At 71.6% G+C, this 23608-nt stretch carries 20 protein-coding genes and 1 pseudogene; 15 read left to right on the forward strand and 6 right to left on the reverse strand.

Going from position 1 to position 23608, the window contains the following annotated elements:
- Nucleotides 1-15: 15 nt before the first annotated feature.
- The 3 genes from ACODT5_RS42895 to ACODT5_RS42905 form a co-directional block, all read right to left on the reverse strand.
- A complete protein-coding gene (locus ACODT5_RS42895; RefSeq protein ID WP_422524336.1) occupies nucleotides 16-498 on the reverse strand; it encodes a succinate dehydrogenase hydrophobic membrane anchor subunit in 483 nt (160 codons plus the stop codon).
- 5 nt (nucleotides 499-503) lie between these two features.
- On the reverse strand, nucleotides 504-884 hold the full coding sequence (gene sdhC / locus ACODT5_RS42900; protein WP_422524337.1) for a succinate dehydrogenase, cytochrome b556 subunit: 381 nt from the start codon (nucleotides 882-884) through the stop codon (nucleotides 504-506).
- 152 nt (nucleotides 885-1036) lie between these two features.
- Complete coding sequence (locus ACODT5_RS42905; protein WP_422524338.1) at nucleotides 1037-1696, reverse strand: 2-oxo-4-hydroxy-4-carboxy-5-ureidoimidazoline decarboxylase; 660 nt, start codon at nucleotides 1694-1696, stop codon at nucleotides 1037-1039.
- A 384-nt stretch (nucleotides 1697-2080) separates the two neighbouring features.
- On the opposite strand from ACODT5_RS42905, the gene ACODT5_RS42910 reads away from it, so the two are divergent.
- The gene (locus tag ACODT5_RS42910; RefSeq protein WP_422525206.1) at nucleotides 2081-2854 is read left to right on the forward strand and encodes an RNA polymerase sigma factor; all 774 of its coding nucleotides are present in this window, start codon (nucleotides 2081-2083) and stop codon (nucleotides 2852-2854) included.
- The gene (locus ACODT5_RS42915; RefSeq protein ID WP_422524339.1) at nucleotides 2854-3924 is read left to right on the forward strand and encodes a hypothetical protein; all 1071 of its coding nucleotides are present in this window, start codon (nucleotides 2854-2856) and stop codon (nucleotides 3922-3924) included. The genes ACODT5_RS42910 and ACODT5_RS42915 overlap by 1 nt, the downstream gene beginning before the upstream one ends.
- A 289-nt stretch (nucleotides 3925-4213) precedes the next feature.
- On the opposite strand, the gene ACODT5_RS42920 is transcribed toward ACODT5_RS42915, so the two are convergent.
- Nucleotides 4214-5098 (reverse strand): L,D-transpeptidase family protein, encoded by an 885-nt coding sequence (locus ACODT5_RS42920; protein WP_422524340.1) that lies wholly within the window; start codon nucleotides 5096-5098, stop codon nucleotides 4214-4216.
- A 167-nt stretch (nucleotides 5099-5265) separates the two neighbouring features.
- On the opposite strand from ACODT5_RS42920, the gene ACODT5_RS42925 reads away from it, so the two are divergent.
- Together ACODT5_RS42925 and leuE are read left to right on the forward strand one after the other, a co-directional pair.
- A complete protein-coding gene (locus tag ACODT5_RS42925; protein ID WP_422524341.1) occupies nucleotides 5266-6849 on the forward strand; it encodes an acyl-CoA mutase large subunit family protein in 1584 nt (527 codons plus the stop codon).
- A 79-nt stretch (nucleotides 6850-6928) separates the two neighbouring features.
- Entirely contained in the window at nucleotides 6929-7612 is a 684-nt protein-coding gene (leuE, locus tag ACODT5_RS42930) for a leucine efflux protein LeuE (RefSeq protein ID WP_422524342.1), read from the forward strand.
- A gap of 12 nt (nucleotides 7613-7624) precedes the next feature.
- On the opposite strand, the gene ACODT5_RS42935 is transcribed toward leuE, so the two are convergent.
- Together ACODT5_RS42935 and ACODT5_RS42940 are read right to left on the reverse strand one after the other, a co-directional pair.
- Entirely contained in the window at nucleotides 7625-8986 is a 1362-nt protein-coding gene (locus ACODT5_RS42935) for a polysialyltransferase family glycosyltransferase (RefSeq protein WP_422524343.1), read from the reverse strand.
- Nucleotides 8983-10017, reverse strand: a complete 1035-nt coding sequence (locus ACODT5_RS42940) for a glycosyltransferase family 2 protein (RefSeq protein WP_422524344.1) — start codon at nucleotides 10015-10017, stop codon at nucleotides 8983-8985. Before ACODT5_RS42940 ends, ACODT5_RS42935 begins: the two co-directional genes overlap by 4 nt.
- 176 nt (nucleotides 10018-10193) lie before the next feature.
- Here ACODT5_RS42940 and ACODT5_RS42945 point away from each other — a divergent pair, with 176 nt between their 5' ends.
- The 11 genes and pseudogenes from ACODT5_RS42945 to ACODT5_RS42995 all read left to right on the forward strand — a co-directional run bounded on the left by ACODT5_RS42945 (nucleotide 10194) and on the right by ACODT5_RS42995 (nucleotide 23533).
- Nucleotides 10194-11678, forward strand: coding sequence for a DUF6716 putative glycosyltransferase (locus ACODT5_RS42945; protein ID WP_422524345.1), 1485 nt, complete (start codon nucleotides 10194-10196; stop codon nucleotides 11676-11678).
- 167 nt (nucleotides 11679-11845) lie between these two features.
- Nucleotides 11846-12199 (forward strand): annotated as a pseudogene (locus ACODT5_RS42950) (acylneuraminate cytidylyltransferase family protein); the annotation flags it as partial.
- 432 nt (nucleotides 12200-12631) lie between these two features.
- On the forward strand, nucleotides 12632-13540 hold the full coding sequence (locus ACODT5_RS42955; RefSeq protein WP_422525207.1) for an N-acetylneuraminate synthase family protein: 909 nt from the start codon (nucleotides 12632-12634) through the stop codon (nucleotides 13538-13540).
- 59 nt (nucleotides 13541-13599) lie between these two features.
- Complete coding sequence (locus ACODT5_RS42960; protein WP_422524346.1) at nucleotides 13600-14769, forward strand: hypothetical protein; 1170 nt, start codon at nucleotides 13600-13602, stop codon at nucleotides 14767-14769.
- A 149-nt stretch (nucleotides 14770-14918) separates the two neighbouring features.
- Complete coding sequence (locus tag ACODT5_RS42965; RefSeq protein ID WP_422525208.1) at nucleotides 14919-16187, forward strand: amidohydrolase; 1269 nt, start codon at nucleotides 14919-14921, stop codon at nucleotides 16185-16187.
- Nucleotides 16188-16405: 218 nt separating this feature from the next.
- Nucleotides 16406-17464 carry a BMP family lipoprotein gene (locus tag ACODT5_RS42970; RefSeq protein WP_422524347.1) on the forward strand — a complete coding sequence of 353 codons (1059 nt, stop codon included), beginning with the start codon at nucleotides 16406-16408 and terminating at the stop codon, nucleotides 17462-17464.
- Nucleotides 17465-17695: 231 nt separating this feature from the next.
- Nucleotides 17696-19393 (forward strand): ABC transporter ATP-binding protein, encoded by a 1698-nt coding sequence (locus tag ACODT5_RS42975; RefSeq protein ID WP_422525209.1) that lies wholly within the window; start codon nucleotides 17696-17698, stop codon nucleotides 19391-19393.
- The gene (locus ACODT5_RS42980) at nucleotides 19390-20505 is read left to right on the forward strand and encodes an ABC transporter permease (RefSeq protein ID WP_422524348.1); all 1116 of its coding nucleotides are present in this window, start codon (nucleotides 19390-19392) and stop codon (nucleotides 20503-20505) included. The genes ACODT5_RS42975 and ACODT5_RS42980 overlap by 4 nt, the downstream gene beginning before the upstream one ends.
- On the forward strand, nucleotides 20502-21767 hold the full coding sequence (locus ACODT5_RS42985; RefSeq protein WP_422524349.1) for an ABC transporter permease: 1266 nt from the start codon (nucleotides 20502-20504) through the stop codon (nucleotides 21765-21767). Before ACODT5_RS42980 ends, ACODT5_RS42985 begins: the two co-directional genes overlap by 4 nt.
- On the forward strand, nucleotides 21764-22156 hold the full coding sequence (locus ACODT5_RS42990; protein ID WP_243333749.1) for a cytidine deaminase: 393 nt from the start codon (nucleotides 21764-21766) through the stop codon (nucleotides 22154-22156). Before ACODT5_RS42985 ends, ACODT5_RS42990 begins: the two co-directional genes overlap by 4 nt.
- Nucleotides 22157-22255: 99 nt before the next feature.
- Nucleotides 22256-23533, forward strand: coding sequence for a thymidine phosphorylase (locus ACODT5_RS42995; protein WP_422524350.1), 1278 nt, complete (start codon nucleotides 22256-22258; stop codon nucleotides 23531-23533).
- Nucleotides 23534-23608 lie beyond the last annotated feature (75 nt).

Here is a 23608-nt window from a genome sequence, read left to right on the forward strand (position 1 = left end):
CCTCAGCCCCGTTGCCTAGCGGATGTTCGGGTCGAAGGTGAAGATCACCAGCGTGCCCAGAAGAATGGTGAACACGGTGGCGGTGTAGAGCAGGCCCTTGAGCCACAGCCGCGTGTTGGCGCGCTCCGCGTAGTCGTTGATGACGGTACGCAGACCGTTCGCGCCGTGGAGCATCGCGAGCCACAGCATCAGCAGGTCCCAGCCCTGCCAGAACGGGGAGGCCCAGCGGCCGGCCACGAAGGCGAAGCCGATCTTGGAGACGCCGCCGTCGAGCACGAGCTGGATCAGCAGGTGGCCGATGACCAGGACGACGAGCACGATGCCCGAGAGGCGCATGAAGAGCCACGCGAGCATCTCGAAGTTGCCGCGGGTCGAGCGCGGGGTCTTGGCTGTGCGCTTGCGCGGGGCCTCGATGTACGGCGCCGGGTTGTCGACGTCGTAGAGGGACACGCCCTCCACGTCACCGATGCCCTTTTCGAAAGAAGTGTCAGAAGACATGCGTGTCACTTCCCGAAGAGTTCGAGGTAGGCGTGACCCAGTACGGGGTACAGGGCCATGGCCATCAGCACGACCCAGATGCCCACCACGGTCCAGAGCATCTGCTTCTGGTAGCGGGGGCCCTTGGACCAGAAGTCCACGGCGATGACACGGAGACCGTTGAGCGCGTGGAACAGGATTGCGGCGACGAGGCCGTATTCCAGCAGCGCGACGATCGGCGTCTTGTAGGTAGCCACGACATCGTCGTACGCCTCGGGGGAGACGCGGACGAGAGCGGTGTCGAGGACGTGTACGAACAGGAAGAAGAAAATGAGGACGCCGGTGACTCGATGAGCCACCCAGGACCACATTCCTTCCCGGCCGCGGTACAACGTTCCAGCCGGCACGGAAAACCCTCCGGAAGCGGGGCGGGGGCCAGCCGGCTTCTTTGTCGGTCGGGCCCGGCCGGGTACGGTCCTCCGGCCCCGGACATCGTAGCGACGCTTTGTCGGTTCCCTCGCGCGGGGGCCATCGGTGTGATCAAACAGGCACGGACGGACTATCCCACAGGGGCGAATAGACCGAATTCGGCCGCAGATACCCCATCCGCCGAGGTCAGCCAGTGTGTCAGGTCGGCGAGCCGGACCTGCGCGACGCGGCGGAGCTCGTCCGCGGAGATCGCGCGCTCCTCGTCCACGTCCAGTTCCATCCGCCGCCGGATCGCGGCCAGCAGCTGGTCCGCCTGCTCCTCCGGAGTGGTCCCGTCGAGGCAGATCACGAAGGCGTGGGAGAAGGTCCGCTCGTACTCCGCGTGCGCCGCGTCGAGCGCGAGGAGCGCGGCGTACGAGGCCCCGCGCTCCAGCTCCGGCGGAAACTCGCAGGCCAGCGCCTCGGAGAGGTCCGGCTGGGAGAGGTCGTACGAAGCTTCGTCCGCGGCGGCGAGTAGCGCGCCGAAGTCGGGGTAAGGGCGGTGGGCGGCCACACGTTGGGCCCAGCGCCCGCTGCCGCAGCAGTGCAGCAGGGCCGAGTGCGCGGCTTCGGGGGACAGGGCGTTGAACCGCCCGAGCCCGGAGTCCGCGAAAGGGTCGGAGTCGCCGAAGGGGCCGGCGCCGTGGAGGGAGTGGGAGCCGTGTGAAGGGTCGGAGCCTCCGCGGGCCTGTGCCGGAAGGTGGCTGGACAGCGGGGGGCTCCTCGTGGCGTGGCGCGGGTGTCCCGCCACGCTATCGACGCGAGGCCGGGTGTGTCGTACCCATTCGCGGATTTCACTCGGAAGTGAGCCGAAAGGATGACGAGAGCGCATGTCGGACCGGACGCGGGGCCACTTGGGGCCCCCGCGGGTGCCGGGGCATGATGGCCGTGGGGACGGCGCGGAAGGGGAGGGCGACCGAGGCCGCCACCCCCCACAGGAGAGGCCCCGGCCGCCATCCGTCGCGGACTCGTGCGACAAGCCCGCACCCCTGTCAGCGTCTTCGGTGCGTTTTGTGTCACACCTCGCTCCGCGCAGGGATGGTTGCACGTTGTACAACTCGTGGACGAAGGTGCTTGAACGCCGTAACGTGCTGATTTGCGCCACACATACGGGACTGTGAACGGGTTGGGGATTTTGCTGGGGGACGACGCGGAGCTGACCACCGCGGTGCTCGCGGCACAAGACGGCGACGAGCTCGCGTTCCGTTCTGTGTACCGCTCCGTGCACCCGCGCCTGCTCGGATACGTCCGCACGCTCGTCGGGGACGGCGACGCGGAGGACGTCACCTCCGAAGCCTGGCTGCAGATCGCCCGCGACCTCGACTCCTTCACCGGCGACGCCGACCGCTTCCGCGGCTGGGCCGCCCGCATCGCCCGCAACCGCGCCCTCGACCACATCCGGATGCGCGGGCGCCGGCCCGCCGTGGGCGGGGACGAGACCGAGCTGACGGGGCACGCCGCCGAATCCGACACCGCCGGCGAGGCCATGGAGTCCCTCTCCACCTGCCGCACCATGGAACTCATAGCCCAGCTCCCGCAGGACCAGGCCGAGGCCGTCGTCCTGCGGGTGGTCGTCGGCCTGGACGCCAAGAGCGCCGCCGAGACCCTGGGCAAGCGCCCCGGCGCGGTGCGCACCGCCGCCCACCGGGGCCTGAAGAAGCTGGCCGAGCTGCTCGGCGCGGAGGAGGACTTCGATCCGGACTCCGCCGCCGAGGCCGCCGCCGGCTCCGCCGTGGGCGTCGGCTCCGGGCGCCGGCGCGGCCTCGGTGATAATGACGCGAGTCGCGCACGGGACGCCGGGGACGGGCGGGACCTCGACGCCGTACCGGCGCAGCGGGCCCGCGCCGCGGGCCTCGTAGAACAAACCGGTGTGACGCATTCACGTTGGCGGACGCAGAAGGACATGTGATGGCCGACGAGCGCGACAGGTGGCTGGACAAAGCCGCGGCGGACAGACTGCTGCGCGGAGAACCGGCCGCACCTGGCGCCGAGCACCAGGCCCGGGTCCGGTCCGAGCGGCTGCGCGCCGCCCTCGACGCTCTCGCCGAGCCGCCGCCCGCGGCCCGTGGCGGGCTGCCCGGGGAACTGCGCGGAGAGGCCGCCGCGGTGGCCGCCTTCCGCGCGCGCGGCTCCGTACTCCGGGCGGACCTCCAGGCAGGGGCTCCGGACGCCGCGCTGTTCGGCTCCGCGGACACGGTGGTCGAGCTCGGCCCGCAGGCCGGCCCGGCCGCACCCCCTTCCCGGCGCGGCCGTCCGATCCGCTTCGCCCTCGCGGCCGCGGTGGCCGGCGTCGCCGTGGGCGGCCTGGCGGCCGCCGCGGGCACCGGACTGCTGGACCCGGACGCCCGGGACACCGCCGGCCGGGTGCCGGCCGTCTCGGTGTCGGTCGGCTCCTCCTCCGGGGCCTCGGCGGACGGCGGGTACGCGACACCCTTCGCGCTGCCCCGCACCACCACGCCACCGGACGGCGGGGGCAGGAGCGGCAGCCCGAGCCCGGGCAACACCCCGGGCACGGAAGGACGTGCGCCGACGGCATCCGGCGGCGTCGGCGGGGCGGTCGGCGGCGCCGGCAGGGAGCCCTCCTCGAGCGGCTCGAGCGGCTCGACCGGCGGCAGGGACGGTCACGACCGGTCCCTCCAAGGCGGCGCCGACGGCGCGACGACCGACCCCCGCGACGGCGACCGGGACCGGGAGGGCCGCACCGGAGCGGCGCAGCTGTGCCGGGACTTCCGGTCGGGGCGGATCGACGAGGCCGGCCGCGAGAAGCTCGTGCGTCTGGCCAAGGGGCTGCTGCGGGTCCCGCGCTACTGCCAGGTGGTGCTCGACGCGGCCACCGGCGGGGGATCGGGCGCGGACGCGCCGGGCTCCCCACCGGGCTCGGACACGCCCTCGGTCCCGGACTCCCCGTCGCGTTCGCTGGAACTGGCCCCGGCCGGGACGGCTCCGCCGAAGGGTCCGGACGCGGGTCAGCGCCGCTGAGGACCGGGTACCGGACACTGGCGTGAAACGGTTCGAACCCCCGCTGTAACACTTTTCGAACCGGTGGCGCAGTACATAACGAGCCGACTGGTCATCGGCGCGCATGAGCCGGGGTTCCCCCCGTACCCCTGGGCTCTGCGCAACCGGCGCGGGCGGGATTCGTTCCCCCGATCCCGCCCGCGCCCTCAACTTCCGACCGTGGACGCCATGGACGCCATGGACGCCATGGACACCGAGATCCGGCCGGGGACGCCCGGACCGGACGTCCCCGCTCCCGGCCGCCGGCGGATCACCAGTAGACGACGACCTTGTCGCCGACCTTCACCGCGTCGAACAGCGTCGCCAGCCTGGCCTTGTCCCGGACGTTCACGCAGCCGTGCGAGGCGCCGGCGTATCCGCGGGCGGCGAAGTCGGCCGAGTAGTGCACGGCCTGGCCCCCGTTGAAGAACATCGAGTACGGCATCGGCGTGTGGTAGATCGTCGACGTCCAGTCCTTGGCCTTCCACTCCACCTTGAACTCGCCCTCGCGGGTCGGGGTCTTCTCCGAGCCGAAGCGCACGTCCAGCGTGGAGACGATCTTCCCGTCGATCATCCAGGCGAGGGTGCGGCTCTCCTTGCTGATGCACATCACCCGGCCGGTCATACAGCGTGCGTCGGGCGCGTCCGGCTCGTTGACGGTCGGCGGGCGCAGCTCGGCGGCGGTCGGCTTCTTGGTGGCGTTCTGGATCTTCTTCCAGGTGGGCTCGTCCACGCCGCCGGTGGCGGGCAGGCCGTTCTTCGCCTGGAAGGACTTGACCGCCGCGGTCGTCTTCGAACCGTAGAAACCGGTCGGAGCGACCGTCATCAGCTTGAGCTGGCGCAGCCGGGCCTGCAGTTCGCGGACCAGCTCGCTTTCGTCGCCGTTCGCCATGACCTGCTTCACGGTCGGCGAGGGCGAGGCGGAAGCCGAAGGAGACGGCGACGCGGACGTGGACGGGGAGGCCGACGGCGAGGCGTCGCCAGGCTTTCCGTCCGTCGACGGCGAGGCGTCGGGAGAGGCGACCGCCGTGGGCGATGCGGGCGCGGAAGAACCGGGGCCCGCGGACCCCGCCTCCTGCGGCCCGCAGGCGGTCGCGGCCAGCGCGACGGCGGTGGCCAGGCCCAGTGCGCGAACTATTGCTCTCTGGCGGTGCATAGCGGTCCCCCGATTTCTACGTGTGTATCTAGGTGATGCGACGTGGGCGTGGTCAGTTGCAGGGTCGGCCGCGATGTTGCGCCATTGTGACCAGCGGACACCACGCGGTAGCCGCGGGGACGTTTTATCAGCCCCGGGCCCCCCGGATCCACGAAGGAGCGCGTCACATGGAGCGGCACACCGAGAGCGGGATCCCGATCGCGCCCGTCTACCGCCCGGGCGACCTCGCCGGCTGGGACCCCGGGACCGAACTGGGAGAGCCGGGGGAGTACCCGTACACCCGGGGCGTCCACCCGACGATGTACACCGGACGGCCCTGGACCATGCGCCAGTACGCCGGCTTCGGTACGGCCGCCGAGTCCAACGCCCGCTACCGGCAGCTCATCGGGGGCGGCGCCGCCGGGCTGTCCGTGGCCTTCGACCTGCCCACCCAGATGGGGCACGACTCCGACGCCCCGCTCGCGCACGGCGAGGTCGGGAAGGTGGGCGTCGCGATCGACTCGGTCGAGGACATGCGGGTGCTGTTCGACGGGATCCCGCTCGACCGGGTCTCCACGTCGATGACGATCAACGCGCCGGCCGCGCTGCTGCTCCTGCTCTACCAACTGGTCGCCGAGGAACAGGGGATCGAGCCCGGCCTGCTGACCGGCACGGTCCAGAACGACGTGCTGAAGGAGTACGTCGCACGGGGGACCTACATCTTCCCGCCCGGACCCTCCCTGAGGTTGACGGCCGACGTCTTCCGCTACTGCCGGGCCGAGCTCCCCAAGTTCAACACCATCTCCATCTCCGGCTACCACATGGCCGAGGCCGGGGCCTCGCCCGCGCAGGAGATCGCCTTCACGCTGGCCGACGCGATCGCCTACGTACGCACCGCGCTGGCCGCCGGGATGGAGGTCGACGCGTTCGCGCCCCGGCTGTCGTTCTTCTTCGTCGCCCGCACCACCCTCCTGGAGGAGGTCGCGAAGTTCCGCGCGGCCCGGCGGATCTGGGCCCGGGTCATGCGCGAGGAGTTCGGGGCCCGGGACCCGAAGTCGCTGATGCTGCGCTTCCACACCCAGACCGCCGGGGTGCAGCTGACGGCGCAGCAGCCGGAGCTCAACCTGGTCCGCGTCGCCGTGCAGGGGCTGGCCGCCGTGCTGGGCGGCACCCAGTCGCTGCACACCAACGCCTTCGACGAGGCGATCGCGCTGCCCACCGAGAAGTCGGCCCGCCTCGCGCTGCGGACCCAGCAGGTGCTGGCGTACGAGACGGACGTGCCGCACACCGTCGACCCCTTCGCGGGGTCCTACGCGGTGGAGCGGATGACGGACGAGGTGGAGGCGGCGGCGCTCGACCTGATGGCGCGGGTCGAGGCGATGGGCGGGGCGGTGGCCGCGATCGAGGCGGGCTTCCAGAAGGCGGAGATCGAGCGGAACGCGTACCGGATCGCCCGGGAGACCGAGGCCGGCGAGCGCGTGGTGGTCGGGGTCAACCGCTTCGCGCTGGACGAGGAGGAGCCGTACGAGCCGCTGCGGGTGGATCCGGCGATCGAGGACCGGCAGCGCGCCTCCCTGGCCGCGCTGCGCGCGGGGCGCGACGGGGCGGCCGTGGACGAGGCGCTGGCGGCACTGCGGGAGGCGGCGGCGGGCACGGAGAACGTGCTCTATCCGATGCGGGAGGCGCTGCGGGCCAGGGCCACGGTCGGGGAGGTGTGCGGTGCGCTGCGGGAGGTGTGGGGGACGTACGTGGCGGCTGATTCCAGCTGGTGAGCGTGGCTGATTCCGGTTCGGTCCCGATCCGTGAAATGGAGTGGCGCGACAGGTGTGTCCTCATGGGACACTCCTGCACATGCTGGGTGTCACAGATCTTCCGACGTACATCGCCGGCCTGGTGCTGATCATTTTGCTGCCGGGGCCGAACTCGCTCTACGTGCTCTCCGTCGCCGCGCGCGGCGGGGTCCGCCGGGGGTACCGGGCCGCCGCCGGCGTGTTCACCGGGGACGCCCTGCTCATGACCCTGGCCGCGGTCGGCGCGGGGGCGCTGCTGCAGACCAGCCCGATCGTGTTCGGCGTCGTCAAACTGCTCGGCGCCGGGTACCTGACCTGGCTCGCCGTCGGCATGCTGCGGGGCGCGTGGACCATGTGGCGCGCCCGCCGCGAGCGCGCCGCGATCGACGGACCCGTCGAGGCCGCCCCGGAGGTGGGCGCGGCCGCCGCCGAGGTGAAGCCCGGCGAGACGGAGCGGCCCTACCGGCGCGCGCTGCTGATCAGCGTGTTCAACCCGAAGGCCATCCTCTTCCTGATGTCCTTCTTCGTGCAGTTCGTGGACTCCGCCTACGCCTACCCGGCGCTGTCCTTCCTGCTGCTGGGCACCCTGATGCAGATCGGCAGCTTCCTCTACCTGACCACGCTGATCTTCGGCGGCAACCGCCTGGCGGCCGTCTTCCGGCGCCGCAAGCGGCTCGCCGCCGGGGCCAGCTCCGCGGCCGGCGTGCTGTTCCTGGGCTTCGCCGCGAAGCTCGCCGTCAGCTGACCCGGCGGGCGGTCAGCCGACCGCCCTGCGCAGCAGCCGGGCCACCCGGCGGGCCGCGCGGCTGCGGGGCAGGAAGGACAACTGCGCCGGGATGCCGCCCGGCAGGCCCAGGGTGGTCAGCCGGCCGCGGGTGAAGTAGCGCCAGGTGTCCGGGGTCAGGCCCGCGGCGAGCCAGCGCTCGGCCTCCGTGCGGCGTTCCGCCAGGAGCTTGGGCTGCATGGTGAAGCCCACCGCCGTGACCAGGCCCGCCAGCTCGGCAGCCACCCGTTCGGGCCCCGGCGGGGTCCAGGAGCGTACGGCCGCGGGGTCCGCGAGGTCGGGCAGCAGGGCGTCGGCCAGCACGAGCGGGATCCGGTTGCTGTTCGGGTACGGGGCCAGGCGCGCCAGCACGGCTCGCGTGCCGGTCCGGGCCACCGGGAGCCCGTACAGCGTGGCGGCGGTCAGCAGTCCCGTGGAGAAGCAGCCGACGACCAGGGCCGGGCGCAGCCGCTCGTAGAGGGTCTCGGCGAGCACCGGGGTGCTCAGCACGGTGAGCCGCACGCCGAGCCGCCCGGCCTCCTCCTCCGCCCGGCGGGAGTAGGCGGCGGGGGCGCTGGGGTGCGGTTTGAAGACCATCTCGCGGTGGCCCAGCGCGTGCGCCCCGCGGACCATCTCCCCGTGCAGTTCCTCCTCCTCGTCGGCCGGCACCAGGTCGAGGGCGGAGAGGTACTGGCCCAGCAGGAGCGCGGGGGCCACGGAGTCCGCGCCGGCCGGCTGTGACACCAGCTCCACCGGCATCTCCACGGCCGCTTCGAGCTCGCCGATGACCTTGAGGAAGGCCGCGGCCGGGATCGCCTCGGCCCGTACGCCGAACTCGGTCAGCAGCAGCGGCTCCAGGCCCGGTACGAGGTCCAGGTGCAGCACGCGCCGTACGCGCATCCCGAGCCCGGGGTCGAGGCGGAAGCGGGTGGGACCGTAGCTCATCAGGCCGTCGGCGTAGACCTCCATGGCCGCTCCGGGGAAGAGCCGGCACAGGCTCTGGGCGGGCGGCACCTGGAGCGATTCCACGATCAGCTCGACGCGGTCGGCGCCCAGCCCCCACTCCGAGCGCAACTGGCGTTCCCACAGCGGGACGTCGTCGGGGCGCGGGCTCCAGGTGCTGGGGTGCTGCGGGGCGATGAAGGCGTTCCAGTCGAGGACCTCGTCGAAACGGGTGCTCAGCGTGGCGAAGCCGGGTGCGGCGGTCAGGTCCGGGGTGATCTCGGCGGTGACGGCGTGGTTGCTGGTCAGCAGGATCCGGCGGCCGGCGGGCGGGAAGAGGTCCGCGTCGAGGGCGGCGGCGAGGGTGGCCGTGCCGTAGAGGGTGGAGGCCAGGAAGATCTGGGTGACGTTCACGCCTTCACCCCGGCGGGCGCGGCGGGGGCCGAGGGGGTCCCGGGTGGCGTGGGAGCCGCCGGGGCGGATCCGGCCGTGCCGCGCCGGCGGAGCCTGCGGAGCAGGGCCGCGCGGTCGGCGTCCATCGTGTCCAGGGTCTGGTCCAGGAGCTGCTGCGGCATTCTGCCGAGTGCGGCCGTGCTCATCGAGCGGAGTTTTCTGGCCACGGGTGGTTCGAACCTTTCGATGGACCCGACATGGTGCGCGATAATCGCGCAGTATGTTCGGACGGCCTTCGGGAGCAGGAGATCGGATTCCCGGTCGGAAGCCGTTTCGGTCAGCACCTGATCGAATGCCCGGATGAAATCGAGCTGTCGTTCGTCGCCGATTTGTGTCAGCGAGGTGGAGACCCCGCGACGGTAGAAGATTCCGGGCAGACCGACCGGGGCGAAGGACTCCGCCTCCCGGTGCAGCCGCCAGATCCACGGCCGGTCCTCCGCCGTCCGCAGACCGTCCGTGAAGTGGAGCAGGCCGCGGTCCAGCAGCCGGCGGTGGTACATCCCCGCCCAGGCGTACGGATAGTCCACCGAGGTGGCGCGGCTGACGGGCAGGATCCCGGTGCGCGGATCGGCCGCCACCGACTCCGGCCCGTAGGGGACGCGCTGGACGATGCGCGTCCTGCCCGTGCACTGGACGTGATCGGTACGGACGAAATCGCATTTCAGGGCCTCGATGGCGGCCAGGGTGCGGGCCAGGTGGCCCGGCGCCAGCCAGTCGTCCCCGTCCAGGAAGGCGATGTACTCGCCGCGGGCCGCGTCCAGGCCGGTGTTCCGCGCCGTCGCGAGGCCGCCGTTGCGCTCGTGTCTGAGGTGCACGGCGCCCGGCAGCTCGCGGGCCGCCCGCTCCAGGAGCGCGGGCGTCCCGTCCGTGGAGCGGTCGTCGACGAGCAGGAACTCGAAATCGTCCCGAGCGTTGAGTTCGAGGCTTTTCAGGGCATCCGGCGCATACGTCTGCACGTTGAAGAACGGCACGACAACAGAGAGCTTGAGCACTAGCGAGACATTAGAGCGCGGTTCGTCATTGACTGTGGCCCGGACGCGGATTCCATGTGAACGACGTACGGCGGGAGCGTTAACCCGCACGCTTTCGCATTGAATCGACGGGTTGTTAACCCGCTGTTGTGCGTTCGTTGGGCCGATCACCGAAAAGCCGGAATAACTTCTGCCGGGTGCCAGCAAGCAACAGCCCGGCCCCTGGGGCCGCCCTCCGTGTGGCCGTACTCGCCGATTCCGACACCCGCTGGAAATGGGGAGCGCTCACCGCACGCCGTCTCGCCCCCGAGCCGGACTCCGTCCACCTGACGGGATACCTGCTCCGCGGCCGGGCCACGCCCACCGCGCGCCAGCTCGGCGAGGTCGGGGTCGCGGCCGACCGGCTCACCGAGGTCACCTGCGCGCAGTTCCTCGCCGAACTCCGCGCGCCGGAGCGGGAGCCGTACGACGTGATCGTCCTCGCCCTGGTCGGCGGCGCCGTCCAGGCCGTCCTGCACGGGGCCCGGGCCCTGTGGCCGCAGCCGGCCGCGCGGCCGGTGTTCGTCACCGGGTACGTCGGGGTCGTCTACGAGAAGCTCGCCGACGGCCTGCTGCTGCGCCACGGGGCCGACCTGGTCCTCGCCAACTCCCGCCACGACGCGGGGCGGTTCCGCGGGGTCTACGAGGGAGTCGGCGCGGACGCCGGAGCCGTCGTGGAGACCGCGCTGCCCTTCCTCGACGGGCGGCCGTACGAACCCGTGAGCACCACCGCCCACCGGGTGGTCTTCGCCGTCCAGCCGTCCGTGCCGGACACCCGGGCGGACCGCGCCTACCTGCTGCGCCGCGCCGCGGAACACGCCCGGCTGCACCCCGGGCGCGAGGTGCTGATCAAGCTGCGCAGCCGGCCGGGGGAGCACACCACGCACCTGGAGGAGCTCCCGTACCAGCGCCTCGCGGAGCAGCTCCCCGGCGGCCTGCCCTCCAACTGCCGTCTGGTGTACGGGAACATGGGCGAGGTCCTGGACACCACGGACCTGCTGGTCACCGTCTCCTCCACGGCAGCCCTGGAATCCCTCCACCGGGGCATCCCGACGGCCGTCCTGACCGACCTCGGCGTCCGCGAAGCCCTCGGCAACCATCACTTCCTGGGCTCCGGCTGCATGGCCTCCTGGACCCAGCTCGACGCGGGCCTGCTCCCGAAGGCGGATCCGGACTGGCTGGCGGCGCAGGGCGTGGGCACCCCGGCGGCCGGCCCGATCGGGCTGACCGGCGCGGCCGGACTGGCCGGCGCGGCTGAACCGGCCGGCGCGGCCGGACCGGCGGCCGGCCCGATCGAACTGGCGGGCGCGGCCGAGCTGGCCGGCGCGGCCGGACCGGCCGGTGGGCGCGACCCCTACGCCGCCGCCCGGGCACGCCTCACGGAGCTGCTGGACGGGGGCCCGCTCCCGGCCGTGGCGCCCTACTACACGCAGGACACCGCGCCGGGATACCTGCCCGGGATCCTGGCCAGACACCATCTCGGCCCCGACGGCCACCCGTTGCCCGGTGCGGCCCGGACCGACGCCGGGGGCTCCCGGCTGCGCCGCCGGCTCCGCGCCCACCTGCGCGAAGCCGCCCGCGGCGCCTACCGCCACGGCGTGCAGCGCGTCGCGCCGGTGATCCGCCGCCTGGGGGAGCTGTGAGCCCCCGCCCGGCCGGAGCCGGAACGCTGACCGCCGCCGACACCGCTGCCGCGGCTGCCGCCGTGGAGATCGCCGCGCCCCCCGCGCCCCCCGCGACCGCCGCCGTCCCCGCCCCGGCCACCGCGGGATCCCTCCGCGCGGCCCGCGCCGTGCCCAGGGTGCTCGCCGTGATTCCCGCACGCGGGGGGTCCAAGGGAGTGCCCGGGAAGAACCTGGCCGACGTCGGCGGGATGCCGCTCGTGGTCCGGGCCGTCCGGGCCTGCCTGGGCGCCGCGACCGTGACCGACGTCCTCGTGTCCACCGACTCCGAGGCCATCGGCGACGCCGCCCGCGGGGCCGGGGCCGTGGTGCTGCGGCGCCCCGCCGGGATCTCCGGGGACACCGCCACCAGCGAGGCCGCCGTCCTGCACGCGCTCGACTCCTTCGAGGAACTGCACTCCGTCACCGTCGACGTGGTCCTCCTCGTGCAGTGCACCAGCCCCTTCGTCACCGCCTGCGACGTGGAGTCCGTCGCCGCCGCCGTCGCGTCCGGCGCCGCCGACTCCGCGCTCACCGCAGCCCCCTTCCACGGCTTCCTCTGGCGGGCGGCCCCCGACGGCTCCGGCACCGGGGTCAACCACGACATCGCGTACCGCCCCCGCCGCCAGGACCGCCCCCAGGACCTCCTGGAGACCGGCGCCGCCTACGCCATGGACGCCGCCGGCTTCCGGACCGCCCGCCACCGCTTCTTCGGGCGGACCCTCCCGGTCGCCACCGACCCCGCACGGGTGCTGGAGATCGACGATCCCCACGACCTGGCCCGCGCCCGCGCCCTCGTACCCGTACTCGCTCCCGTGGCCGCACCGGCCGCCACGCCCCGCTCCACCGCGGTCCACCCCTCAGCTCACACCCCGGTGCCGGCGTCCGTGCCCGCACCTCCCCGTACACCCCACGCTCCGAAGGACAGCCCTGCCATGACGGTCACCCCCACCTCCCGCCTCCGGACCTTCGGCTCCCGCATCGCGGGCCCCGGCCACCCCGTCTACGTCGTCGGCGAGATCGGCATCAACCACAACGGCGACCTCGGCAACGCCCTCGCCCTCATCGACGCCGCCGCCGAAGCCGGCTGTGACGCCGTGAAGTTCCAGAAGCGCACCCCCGAGATCTGCACCCCCCGCGACCAGTGGGACATCGAGCGCGACACCCCCTGGGGCCGGATGACCTACATCGACTACCGCCACCGCGTGGAGTTCGGCGAGAGCGAGTACCGCGCCATCGACGAGCACTGCGCCAAGCGCGGCATCGACTGGTTCGCCTCCCCGTGGGACACCGAGGCCGTCGCCTTCCTGGAGAAGTTCGACGTCCCCGCCCACAAGGTCGCCTCCGCCTCGCTGACCGACGACGAGCTGCTGCGCGCCCTGCGCGCCACCGGCCGCACCGTCGTCCTCTCCACCGGCATGTCCACCCCGAAGCAGATCCGGCACGCGGTGGAGGTGCTCGGCAGCGACAACATCCTGCTCTGCCACGCCACTTCGACGTACCCGGCCAAGGCCGAGGAGCTCAACCTGCGGGTGATCAACACCCTTCAGGAGGAGTACCCCAACGTCCCGATCGGCTACTCCGGCCACGAGACGGGCCTGCAGACCACCCTGGCCGCCGTCGCGCTGGGCGCCACCTTCGTCGAGCGCCACATCACCCTCGACCGCGCGATGTGGGGCTCCGACCAGGCCGCCTCCGTCGAGCCGGGCGGCCTGACCCGCCTGGTCCGCGACATCCGCACCATCGAGACCGCGCTGGGCGACGGCATCAAGCGGGTCTACGACTCCGAGCTCGGCCCGATGAAGAAGCTCCGCCGCGTCCAGGGCGAGCTCGCCTCCGTCTGATCCTTCGCGCACCCCTCGCACCGCACCGTTCCCCTCCACCCTCTGACGAGGAGTATGTGGTGACACCCTCAGCCCCCGCCCCGACCCTGGCCTTCGTCGAAAGCCCGGTCCAGCTCCTCAACGTCCTGGAGTGGGCGCACGCCCAAGGCGCCGGCCGGCTCCTGGGAGTCGTCCCGCGCCAGCCGGCCCGCGGCGGCGGGACCGAGCCGGGGCAGTCCGGGGCGGGGCAGGCCGGGGCGGGCCCGGCCGAGGGCCTGCGGATCGTGGTGCTCCCGCCCACCGACCCCATGTCCCGGGGCCAGCTCCGCCGGATGGCCGGGCTGGCCCGGGACGAGGGGCACGAGGTGCGGTGGCAGGAGGCCCGCGGGGGCCGGTTCGCGCCGCTCCAGGCCTTCGCGGCGCTCGCGCGGGAAGTGCGTTCGGCCAAGCGGGTGGTGGTAGGGGATCCGTTCTCCCGCTACGTGCAGCTGCTGCTCACCCTCGTCCGGGCCGAGGAGCTCGTCGTGGTCGACGACGGCACCGCGACCATGGAGTTCGTCGCCCAGACGGGCCGCGGCGAGCGCCTCGTGCGCTGGCACCGGGTCGGCGGCGGAGGCCTCCCGGGCCGGCTGCGCGAGCTGGCGTACGCGCCGGTCTCGGCGACGGCCCGGCGGCGTTTCACCCCTGGCCCGGACGGGCGCCGCCGCGTCGAGGTGTTCACCTCGATGCCGGTCACCGCGCACAGCGGGATGACCGTACGCCTCAACGACTTCGCCTGGACCCGGGCCCGCTTCGGCCCGCCCCGCCTGACCAAGGGCACCGACCTGGTCGGGACCTCACTGGTGGAGACCGGCGTGGTCGACCCGGACCGCTACCTGGAGGCGGTCCGCGCCCTGACCCTGGAACACGGGGCCACCCGCTACTTCGCCCACCGCCGGGAATCCCCGGAGAAGCTGCGCGGCCTGAGCGAGGCGACCGGGCTGGAGATCGTACGTCCCGACCTGCCGCTGGAGCTGATCGCCAGGCGGGGCCCGGTCGGCCGGACGATCGTCAGCTTTCCCTCCACGGTGGTCCACACGCTGCCCTACGCGCTGATCGGCACCGGCGTGACGGTGGCCGTATGCGATGTGGATCCGAGCTGGCTCACCGCGTCGGCCTCGGAACGGGCCCGCGGTTTCCTCGCCGGAGTCACCGACACCGCCCGTGATGTGCACAGACTTCCTGCTCAAGCGGCTCCGGCAGCCGGATGAGTGGATGCGTGAGCGCGCGAGTTTACCCGCGCCTCCATCCGGTCATGCGTCCAGAGGTCGGGTTTCTTTCCCCTAACGGCATGAACTTTTGGTGATCTCCAGCCAGTTGACCCATGGGTGGGCCTACCCTTAAACGGGTGAACCAGTTGATGTCCCGCGAGTCCCAGACCGCCCTGCCCGGCACGCCCGACCGGCCCGAGCTGCCCGGCAAGCTTCCGGACCACCTGCGTGCCGAACTGATCGCCTTCCGCCGGGACTTGCACATGCATCCCGAGCTAGGTCACCACGAGTTCCGCACGACCGCGGCGATCAAGGCCAGGCTGGAGAAAGCGGGCCTGCGCCCGCGGGTGCTGAAGTCCGGCACCGGGCTCATCTGTGACGTGGGCACGTGGGACGGGGTACGGCCGATGCTGGCCCTGCGCGCGGACATCGACGCCCTGCCCATCCCGGATGCCAAGACGCACGTCCCGTACCGCTCGACCGTCCCGGACCGCGCCCACGCCTGCGGCCACGACGTGCACACCGCGGTGGTGCTCGGCGCCGGCCTCGTCCTCGCCGAGCTCGACCGCCGCGGGGAGCTGCCCCGCCCGGTGCGGCTGCTCTTCCAGCCCGCCGAGGAGGTGCTCCCCGGCGGCGCCACCGAGGCCATCGACTCCGGGGTGCTGGACGGCGTGGGCAAGATCATCGCCCTGCACTGCGACCCCCGGGTCGACGCCGGCCGCATCGGCCTGCGCGCCGGGCCCATCACCTCGGCCTGCGACCGGCTGGAGGTCACCCTTGACGGCCCCGGCGGGCACACCGCCCGTCCGCACCTCACCACCGACCTGGTGACGGCCGCCGCCCGGCTCGCCCTCGACCTGCCTGCCGTGCTGGCCAGGCGGATGGACGCCCGCTCGGGCATGTCCGTCACCTGGGGCCGGATCGAGGCCGGGCACGCCTGCAACGTGATCCCGATGCACGCGGAGCTGTCCGGAACTGTTCGCTGCCTGGACCTGGCCTCCTGGCACGAGGCCCCCGACCAGATCCACGCCGTCATCGACGAGATCGCCTCGATGCACCGGGCCAAGTCGGAGATCACCTACGTGCGCGGAGTGCCCCCGGTCGTCAACGACCCGGTGGTCACCGAACTGCTCCGCGAGGCGATGGGCGCCCGGCGCGGGGCCGCCTCGGTCGAGGACACCGAGCAGAGCCTGGGCGGCGAGGACTTCTCCTGGTACCTGGAGCACGTCCCCGGAGCCATGGCGCGCCTGGGCGTCCGTACGCCCGGGGACACCGCGAAGCGGGATCTGCACCGGGGCGACTTCGACGTGGACGAGGCCGCGATCGGGGTCGGCGTGGAGTTCTTCACGGCCGCCGCGCTGCTCGACGGGCACCCCGCCGAGGGGCGACGCGCCAGGCTCGCAGGGTCGGCGGGGTAGAAGTTCGTACAACATCGGCGATTGATCCGGCGGACGCGTCCAGCCCTTGGTACACATGGGCCGGACGCGTCGGCAGTTACTGATCGGTTACTGTCTGGTTCACGACGATCCGATAACGACTCATGAACGGGCCTTTAACTGACATCTACGCGCGTTACGATCTCGGCGAAACCAGCGCCGGTCGTGGCGCTTCGGTCAGGTTTTGAAGGAGCCTCCCCTTGCGCCGGATCACCAGGATCGCCACCGTGGGCATCGCCTCTGCGGCGCTGGCCCTCTCGGCCACCGCCTGTGGCGGTAAGAAGTCCTCGGACTCGTCTTCGTCCGCCTCCACCTCCTCGGAGGGGTCCGCCGCCATCGCGTACGACATCGGTGGCCGCGGCGACCAGTCGTTCAACGACGCCGCCTACGCGGGCCTCTCGAAGGCCGAGACGGACCTCAAGGTCAAGGGCGCCGAAGCGGAGCCCACCGATGGAGAGGGCGAGGCCGACAAGGTCCAGCGCCTCACCGAGCTGGCCCGCAAGGGCAACAACCCGGTCATCGGCGTCGGCTTCGCCTACGCGCCGGCCATCAAGAAGGTCGCCGAGAAGTTCCCGAACACCACGTTCGGCATCATCGACGACACCTCGGTGACCGCGAAGAACATCGCCAACCTCGTCTTCAACGAGGAGCAGGGCTCCTACCTGGCCGGCGTCGCCGCCGCCAAGGCGTCCAAGACCGGCACGGTCGGCTTCATCGGCGGTGTCGAGGTTCCGCTGATCAAGAAGTTCGAGGCGGGCTTCGTCCAGGGCGTCAAGGACACCAACCCGAACGCCAAGGTGCTCACCCAGTACCTGACCCAGCCGCCGAACTTCGACGGCTTCGCCAAGCCCGACCTGGGCAAGGCCGCGGCCGAGGGCCAGCTCGACAAGGGCGCCGACGTGATCTACTCGGCCGCCGGTCTGGCCGGCTCGGGTGCCATCGAGGCCGCCTCCGCCAAGGGCAAGTGGTCCATCGGCGTCGACTCGGACCAGTACAACCAGGCCGGTCTGGCGAAGTACAAGGAGTTCATCCTGACCTCGGTCACCAAGGATGTCGCGGACTCCGTCTACAACCTGATCAAGTCGGTCAAGGACGGCAAGCCCGAGTCCGGCGAGGTCCGCTACGGCCTCGACAAGGACGGCGTCGGCCTGGCCGACTCCAACCCGAAGTACAAGGAGATGACTGACGTCGTCGCCGCGGTCGAGAAGGCCAAGGCCGACATCATCGCCAAGAAGATCCAGGTCAAGACCGCACCGTAAGGTGCCGTCCGGCTCGCTGCACACGTGATACCCGGGGTCCGGGAAGCGGTCTCATCGCTCCCGGGCCCCGGCCCGTGTCACGTGGTTTCATGTGATCTTGTGGCCGGTTGGCCGCAAGTTTTCACTTTCGACAGTGCTACGCGCGTAGAAGCATCGTGGACGCGATACTTTCTCCCCCCCGCCCTGTCCCCTCCCTGCCTTCAGCTCCTTCCGCGCCAAGGAGAGTGCGTCATCAACGCGTCCAGCCCGCCCCCCGCCGTAGAACTGCACGGCATCACCAAGCGCTTCCCCGGCGTCGTCGCCAACAAGGACATCGCGATCACCGTCCGCAAGGGCACGGTCCACGCCCTCGTCGGCGAGAACGGCGCCGGCAAGTCGACGCTGATGAAGATCCTCTACGGCATGCAGAAGCCGGACGAGGGCACCATCGCGATCGACGGGGAGCAGGTCTCCTTCAGCAGCCCCGGCGATGCCATCGCCCGCGGCATCGGCATGGTGCACCAGCACTTCATGCTCGCCGACAACCTCACCGTCCTGGAGAACGTGGTTCTCGGCGGCGAGAAGCTCTACGGCATCGGCGCGAAGGCCCGTAAGAAGATCAGGGAGATCTCGGACGCGTACGGCCTCGGCGTACGTCCCGACGCCCTGGTCGAGGACCTCGGTGTCGCCGACCGCCAGCGCGTGGAGATCCTCAAGGTCCTCTACCGCGGCGCGCAGATCCTCATCCTCGACGAGCCGACGGCCGTGCTCGTGCCGCAGGAGGTCGACGCACTCTTCGACAACCTGCGCGAGCTCAAGTCCGAGGGCCTGACGGTCATCTTCATCTCGCACAAGCTGGGCGAGGTCCTGAAGGTCGCCGACGACATCACCGTCATCCGGCGCGGCACCACGGTCGGCACCGCCGACCCGCGGAACACCACGACCAAGCAGCTCGCCGAGCTGATGGTCGGCTCCGAGCTGCCGTCCCCGGAGACCCGCGAGTCCACGGTGACCACCACCGCGATGCTCCAGGTCCAGGACCTGACCGTCGCCGAGGGCGGCGTGCCCGTCGCCACGGAGGACACCGCGCGCACGCCCGGCCTGCCGGACGCCAACCTGCGCGAGGCCCCGGTCGCCGGGCGCCTGCTGCTCGACGGGATCAGCTTCACGATCCACAAGGGCGAGATCCTCGGCATCGCAGGCGTCGAGGGCAACGGCCAGACCGAGCTGATCGAGGCCCTCATGGGCATGATGACCCCCGACGCGGGCGTCATCACCCTCGACGGCAAGGACATCACCAAGTCCCCGGTGCGCAAGCGCCGCGAGGGCGGCATCGGCTACATCCCCGAGGACCGCCACCGGCACGGTCTGCTGCTGGAGTCCTCCCTCTGGGAGAACCGCATCCTCGGCCACGTCACCGAAGCCCCCAACTCCAAGCGCGGCATCCTCGACCCGAAGGCCGCCCGCAAGGACACCGAGCGGATCGTGCGCGAGTACGACGTCCGCACGCCCGGCATCGAGGTCACCGCGGCCTCGCTCTCCGGCGGCAACCAGCAGAAGCTGATCGTCGGCCGCGAGATGAGCCACAACCCGAAGTTCCTCATCGCAGCCCACCCCACCCGCGGTGTGGACGTCGGCGCGCAGGCGCAGATCTGGGACGCGATCCGCGAGGCCCGCCGTGAAGGCCTGGCGGTCCTGCTGATCTCCGCCGACCTGGACGAGCTCATCGGCCTGTCCGACACCCTGCGCGTCATCTACCGCGGCCGCCTGGTCGCCGACGCCGATCCCGCGACCGTGACCCCCGAGGAACTCGGCACCGCCATGACGGGCGCCGCTTCCGGGCACCTCGAAGCACCTGCCGAGGACGCGGACGCCACCGAAGCCACCGACAACCGCTCCGACGCCGGCACGGATGCCCGTACCGACTCCCCGGAGGACGAGGCCCGATGAAGAAACTCGACAAGGACCGGCTGCTCCTCGGCTTCGCCGGGCCCGCGCTCGCGCTGGTCACCGCCTTCCTGCTGACCATGGCCGTACTGGCGGCGACGGGTGTGGACCCGATCGAACCGCTGCGGCTCATGGTGGAGAACGCGAGCTACGAGGACGTCCAGGTCCTCATCGTCAACCAGGCCGGTACGTACTACCTGGCGGCCCTGGCCGTGGCCATCGGCTTCCGGATGAACCTCTTCAACATCGGCGTCGACGGCCAGTACCGGCTCGCGGCGATGGTGTCGGCGGTCGTCGGCGCGGCGGTCTCGCTGCCCGGCCCGCTGCACATCCTGATGATCGTGATCGTCGCCATGCTGGTCGGCGCCTTCTGGGCCGGCATCGCGGGCGTCCTGAAGGCCAAGCGCGGAGTCAGCGAGGTCGTCTCCACGATCATGCTGAACGCGATCGCCACCAGCCTGATCGCCTGGCTGATCCTGCCGAAGAACCTCGGCGTCCAGCCCGAGGGTTCCAACGACCTGACCACCGGCGAGATCGCCAAGTCGGGCTGGTTCCCGGCGATCTCCCTCGGTGACGGCCTGGAGATCTACGGCTTCACCTTCCTCGCCTTCGCGCTGGGCATCGTCTACTGGTTCGTGCTGGGCCGCACCCGCTTCGGCTTCGACCTGCGCGCCACCGGCGCCAGCGAGTCCGCCGCGCAGGCCTCCGGCGTGGACGCCAAGAAGATGATCATCACCTCGATGCTCATCTCCGGCGCCGTCGCCGGCCTCGCCGGCATGCCGGTGCTGCTGGGCGAGAGCCACACGTACAGCCTGTCCTTCCCGGTCGGTGTCGGCTTCACCGGCATCACCATCGCGCTGCTCGGCCGCAACCACCCGGTCGGCATCTTCTTCGCCGCGTTCCTGATGGCCTTCATCGACAAGGCCTCGGCCTCGCTCGACACGGCCGGGTACGCGAAGGAGATCGGCACGATCATGAAGGGCCTGATCGTGATCGCGGTCGTCGTCTCCTACGAGCTCGTCCGCCGTTACGGGATCCGACGCCAGCAGCAGAAGGTCGGCGAGGAGCTGGCCGCAGGCCACGCCATCACGACCGAGAAGGAGGTCTCGGCGTGAGCACCAGCACCGTTTCCGCGACCAGCGCCGCGCCCAAGAAGCAGGGCGGCCGCAGCAAGCTCACCCTCCCGTGGATCATGCTGATCATCGCGGGCGGCCTCGCGCTCATCTCGCTGGTCCGCGTGATCAGCGGCGCGAACGACCTGACCTCCATCGGCCAGGTCTCCGGAGCCCTCTCCCTCGCCGTGCCGATCGGCCTCGCCGGACTCGGCGGCCTGTGGGCCGAGCGCGCGGGCGTCGTCAACATCGGCCTCGAAGGCATGATGATCCTCGGCACCTGGTTCGGTGCCTGGGCCGGCTACCAGTGGGGCCCGTGGACCGGCGTCATCGCCGGCCTGATCGGCGGCGCCATCGGCGGCCTGCTGCACGCGATCATCACGGTCACCTTCAACGTGAACCACATCGTCTCCGGTGTGGCCATCAACATCCTGGCGCTGGGCTTCACCCAGTACCTGTCGAACTTCACGTTCGCCGAGGCGCCCGGCGGCTCCTCCAAGCAGTCCCCGCGCGTCGAGCCGATCTACGAGATCACCGTGCCGGGGTTGTCGGACTGGATGGCGACCCTCCAGGGCAAGCACTGGTTCTTCGTCTCGGACGTCGCGGGCGTGGTCGGCGGCCTGGTCACCGGCCTGTCGCTGCTGACCGTCGTCGCGCTGCTGCTCATCCCCGGCACCTGGTGGGTGCTGTGGCGCACCACCTTCGGCCTGCGACTGCGCTCCTGCGGCGAGAACCCCATCGCCGCCGAATCGCTCGGCGTCAACGTCTACAAGTACAAGTACATCGCCGTGATCGTCTCCGGCGCCCTCGCGGGTCTGGGCGGCGCGTTCCTGTCGATCGTGGCCAGCCCGATCTACCAGGAGGGCCAGACCGGCGGCCGCGGCTACATCGGCCTCGCCGCGATGATCTTCGGCAACTGGATGCCGGGCGGCATGGCGCTGGGCGCCGGCCTGTTCGGCTTCACCGACAGCCTCAAGCTGCGCGGCGGCGCCGAGAACGTCCACGCGATGCTGCTGCTCATCGCGATCCTGCTCGTCCTGGTCGTGGCCTGGCAGCTCTACAAGAAGCGCTACGTCCCGGCCGGCATCTCGGCGGTCTTCGCCGTGCTGCTGTTCCTCTGGTACGCGCTCACGGACCAGGTGCCCAGCCAGTTCGTGGACGCCGCTCCGTACCTGACCACCCTGCTGGTGCTCGCGCTGTCCGCGCAGCGCCTGCGGATGCCCAAGGCGGACGGCATGCCGTACCGCAAGGGCCAGGGCAAGTGACGGCCGCTCCCGACTGGGAGGCCCTGCGCGAGGCCGCCCGGGAGGCGATGTCCCGGGCGTACGCCCCGTACTCGGGCTTCCCGGTCGGCGTCGCGGCGCTGGTCGACGACGGCCGCACCGTCGTCGGCTGCAACGTGGAGAACGCCAGCTACGGGCTCGGCCTGTGCGCCGAATGCGGGCTGGTCTCCTCCCTCCAGGCCACCGGAGGCGGCCGCCTCACGCACTTCACGTGCGTGGACGGCAAGGGCGAGATCCTCGTCCCCTGCGGTCGCTGCCGCCAGCTCCTCTTCGAGTTCGGCGGCGCCGAACTCCAGGTGGAGACGCCGGAAGGCGTCCTGCCGCTCTCCGCGATGCTGCCGCAGGCCTTCGGGCCGGACCACCTGAGATAGCCGCGCGACGGCCCTCCGCCCTGCCGGGCGGGGGGCCGCCGTCCTTTCCTCCGTACGTACCCCCCTCCTCTCTCTATGCGCGTAGAAGGAAGCACTTCCATGGACGTCATCTCCGTCATCCGCACCAAGCGCGACCGCGGTGAACTGAGCCCCGAGCAGATCGACTGGGTCATCGACGCGTACACGCGCGGCGTGGTCGCCGACGAGCAGATGTCGGCGCTGGCGATGGCCATCCTGCTCAACGGCATGAACCGCACCGAGATCGCCCGCTGGACCGCCGCGATGATCGCGAGCGGCGAGCGGATGAACTTCGACTCCCTCTCCCGCCCGACCGCGGACAAGCACTCCACGGGCGGCGTCGGCGACAAGATCACCCTGCCGCTGGCCCCGCTCGTCGCCGCCTGCGGCGCGGCCGTACCGCAGCTCTCCGGCCGGGGCCTGGGCCACACCGGCGGCACCCTGGACAAGCTGGAGTCCATCCCCGGCTGGCGCGCCCTGCTCTCCAACGAGGAGATGCTGCACGTCCTGGACACCACCGGCGCCGTCATCTGCGCGGCCGGCGACGGCCTGGCCCCGGCCGACAAGAAGCTCTACGCGCTGCGCGACGTCACCGGCACCGTCGAGGCCATCCCGCTGATCGCCTCCTCGATCATGTCCAAGAAGATCGCCGAGGGCACCGGCTCTCTCGTCCTCGACGTGAAGGTCGGCACCGGCGCCTTCATGAAGAACATCGAGGACGCGCGCGAGCTGGCCCGCACGATGGTCGGCCTGGGCACGGACAGCGGGGTCAAGACGGTCGCCCTCCTCACCGATATGTCCACCCCGCTCGGCCTCACCGCGGGCAACGCCCTGGAGATCCGCGAATCGGTCGAGGTCCTGGCGGGCGGCGGGCCCTCGGACGTCGTCGAGCTGACCCTGGCCCTGGCCCGGGAAATGCTGGACGCCGCGGGCATCAAGGACGCCGACCCGGCGAAGGCGCTGGCCGACGGCCGCGCGATGGACGTCTGGCGCCGGATGATCGCCGCGCAGGGCGGCGACCCGGACGCGGCCCTGCCCGTCGCACGGGAGCAGACCGTGGTCACGGCCCCCTCCTCGGGCGTACTGACCCGGCTGGACGCGTACGGGGTCGGCGTCGGCGCCTGGCGCCTGGGCGCCGGCCGCGCGCGCAAGGAGGACCCGGTCCAGGCGGGCGCGGGCATCGAGCTGCACGCGAAGCCGGGCGACACGGTGGTCGCGGGCCAGCCCCTGATGACCCTGCACACGGACACCCCGGAGAAGTTCGACTACGCCCTCGCGGCGCTGGACGGCACCTTCGACATCGCGGCGCCGGGCACGGCCTTCTCGGCCACGCCGATCGTGCTGGACCGCATCGCGTAATCCTGCACGCTCACTCGTACGGCTGAACGGGACCGGTGGACGACCGCCGGTCCCGTTCTGCATGCTGGGATCGGT

The sequence above is a fragment of the Streptomyces tatrensis genome (genome assembly GCF_049310065.1).
GTDB lineage: Bacteria > Actinomycetota > Actinomycetes > Streptomycetales > Streptomycetaceae > Streptomyces.

What these genes read in the sequence shown, in the direction of transcription:
- ACODT5_RS42895 (WP_422524336.1), bottom strand. Translation starts at nt 498, where the DNA reads ATGTCTTCTGACACTTCTTTCGAAAAGGGCATCGGTGACGTGGAGGGC.
- ACODT5_RS42915 (WP_422524339.1), top strand. Translation starts at nt 2,854, where the DNA reads ATGGCCGACGAGCGCGACAGGTGGCTGGACAAAGCCGCGGCGGACAGA.
- ACODT5_RS42920 (WP_422524340.1), bottom strand. Translation starts at nt 5,098, where the DNA reads ATGCACCGCCAGAGAGCAATAGTTCGCGCACTGGGCCTGGCCACCGCC.
- ACODT5_RS42925 (WP_422524341.1), top strand. Translation starts at nt 5,266, where the DNA reads ATGGAGCGGCACACCGAGAGCGGGATCCCGATCGCGCCCGTCTACCGC.
- leuE (WP_422524342.1), top strand. Translation starts at nt 6,929, where the DNA reads ATGCTGGGTGTCACAGATCTTCCGACGTACATCGCCGGCCTGGTGCTG.
- ACODT5_RS42955 (WP_422525207.1), top strand. Translation starts at nt 12,632, where the DNA reads ATGACGGTCACCCCCACCTCCCGCCTCCGGACCTTCGGCTCCCGCATC.
- ACODT5_RS42965 (WP_422525208.1), top strand. Translation starts at nt 14,919, where the DNA reads ATGTCCCGCGAGTCCCAGACCGCCCTGCCCGGCACGCCCGACCGGCCC.
- ACODT5_RS42980 (WP_422524348.1), top strand. Translation starts at nt 19,390, where the DNA reads ATGAAGAAACTCGACAAGGACCGGCTGCTCCTCGGCTTCGCCGGGCCC.
- ACODT5_RS42995 (WP_422524350.1), top strand. Translation starts at nt 22,256, where the DNA reads ATGGACGTCATCTCCGTCATCCGCACCAAGCGCGACCGCGGTGAACTG.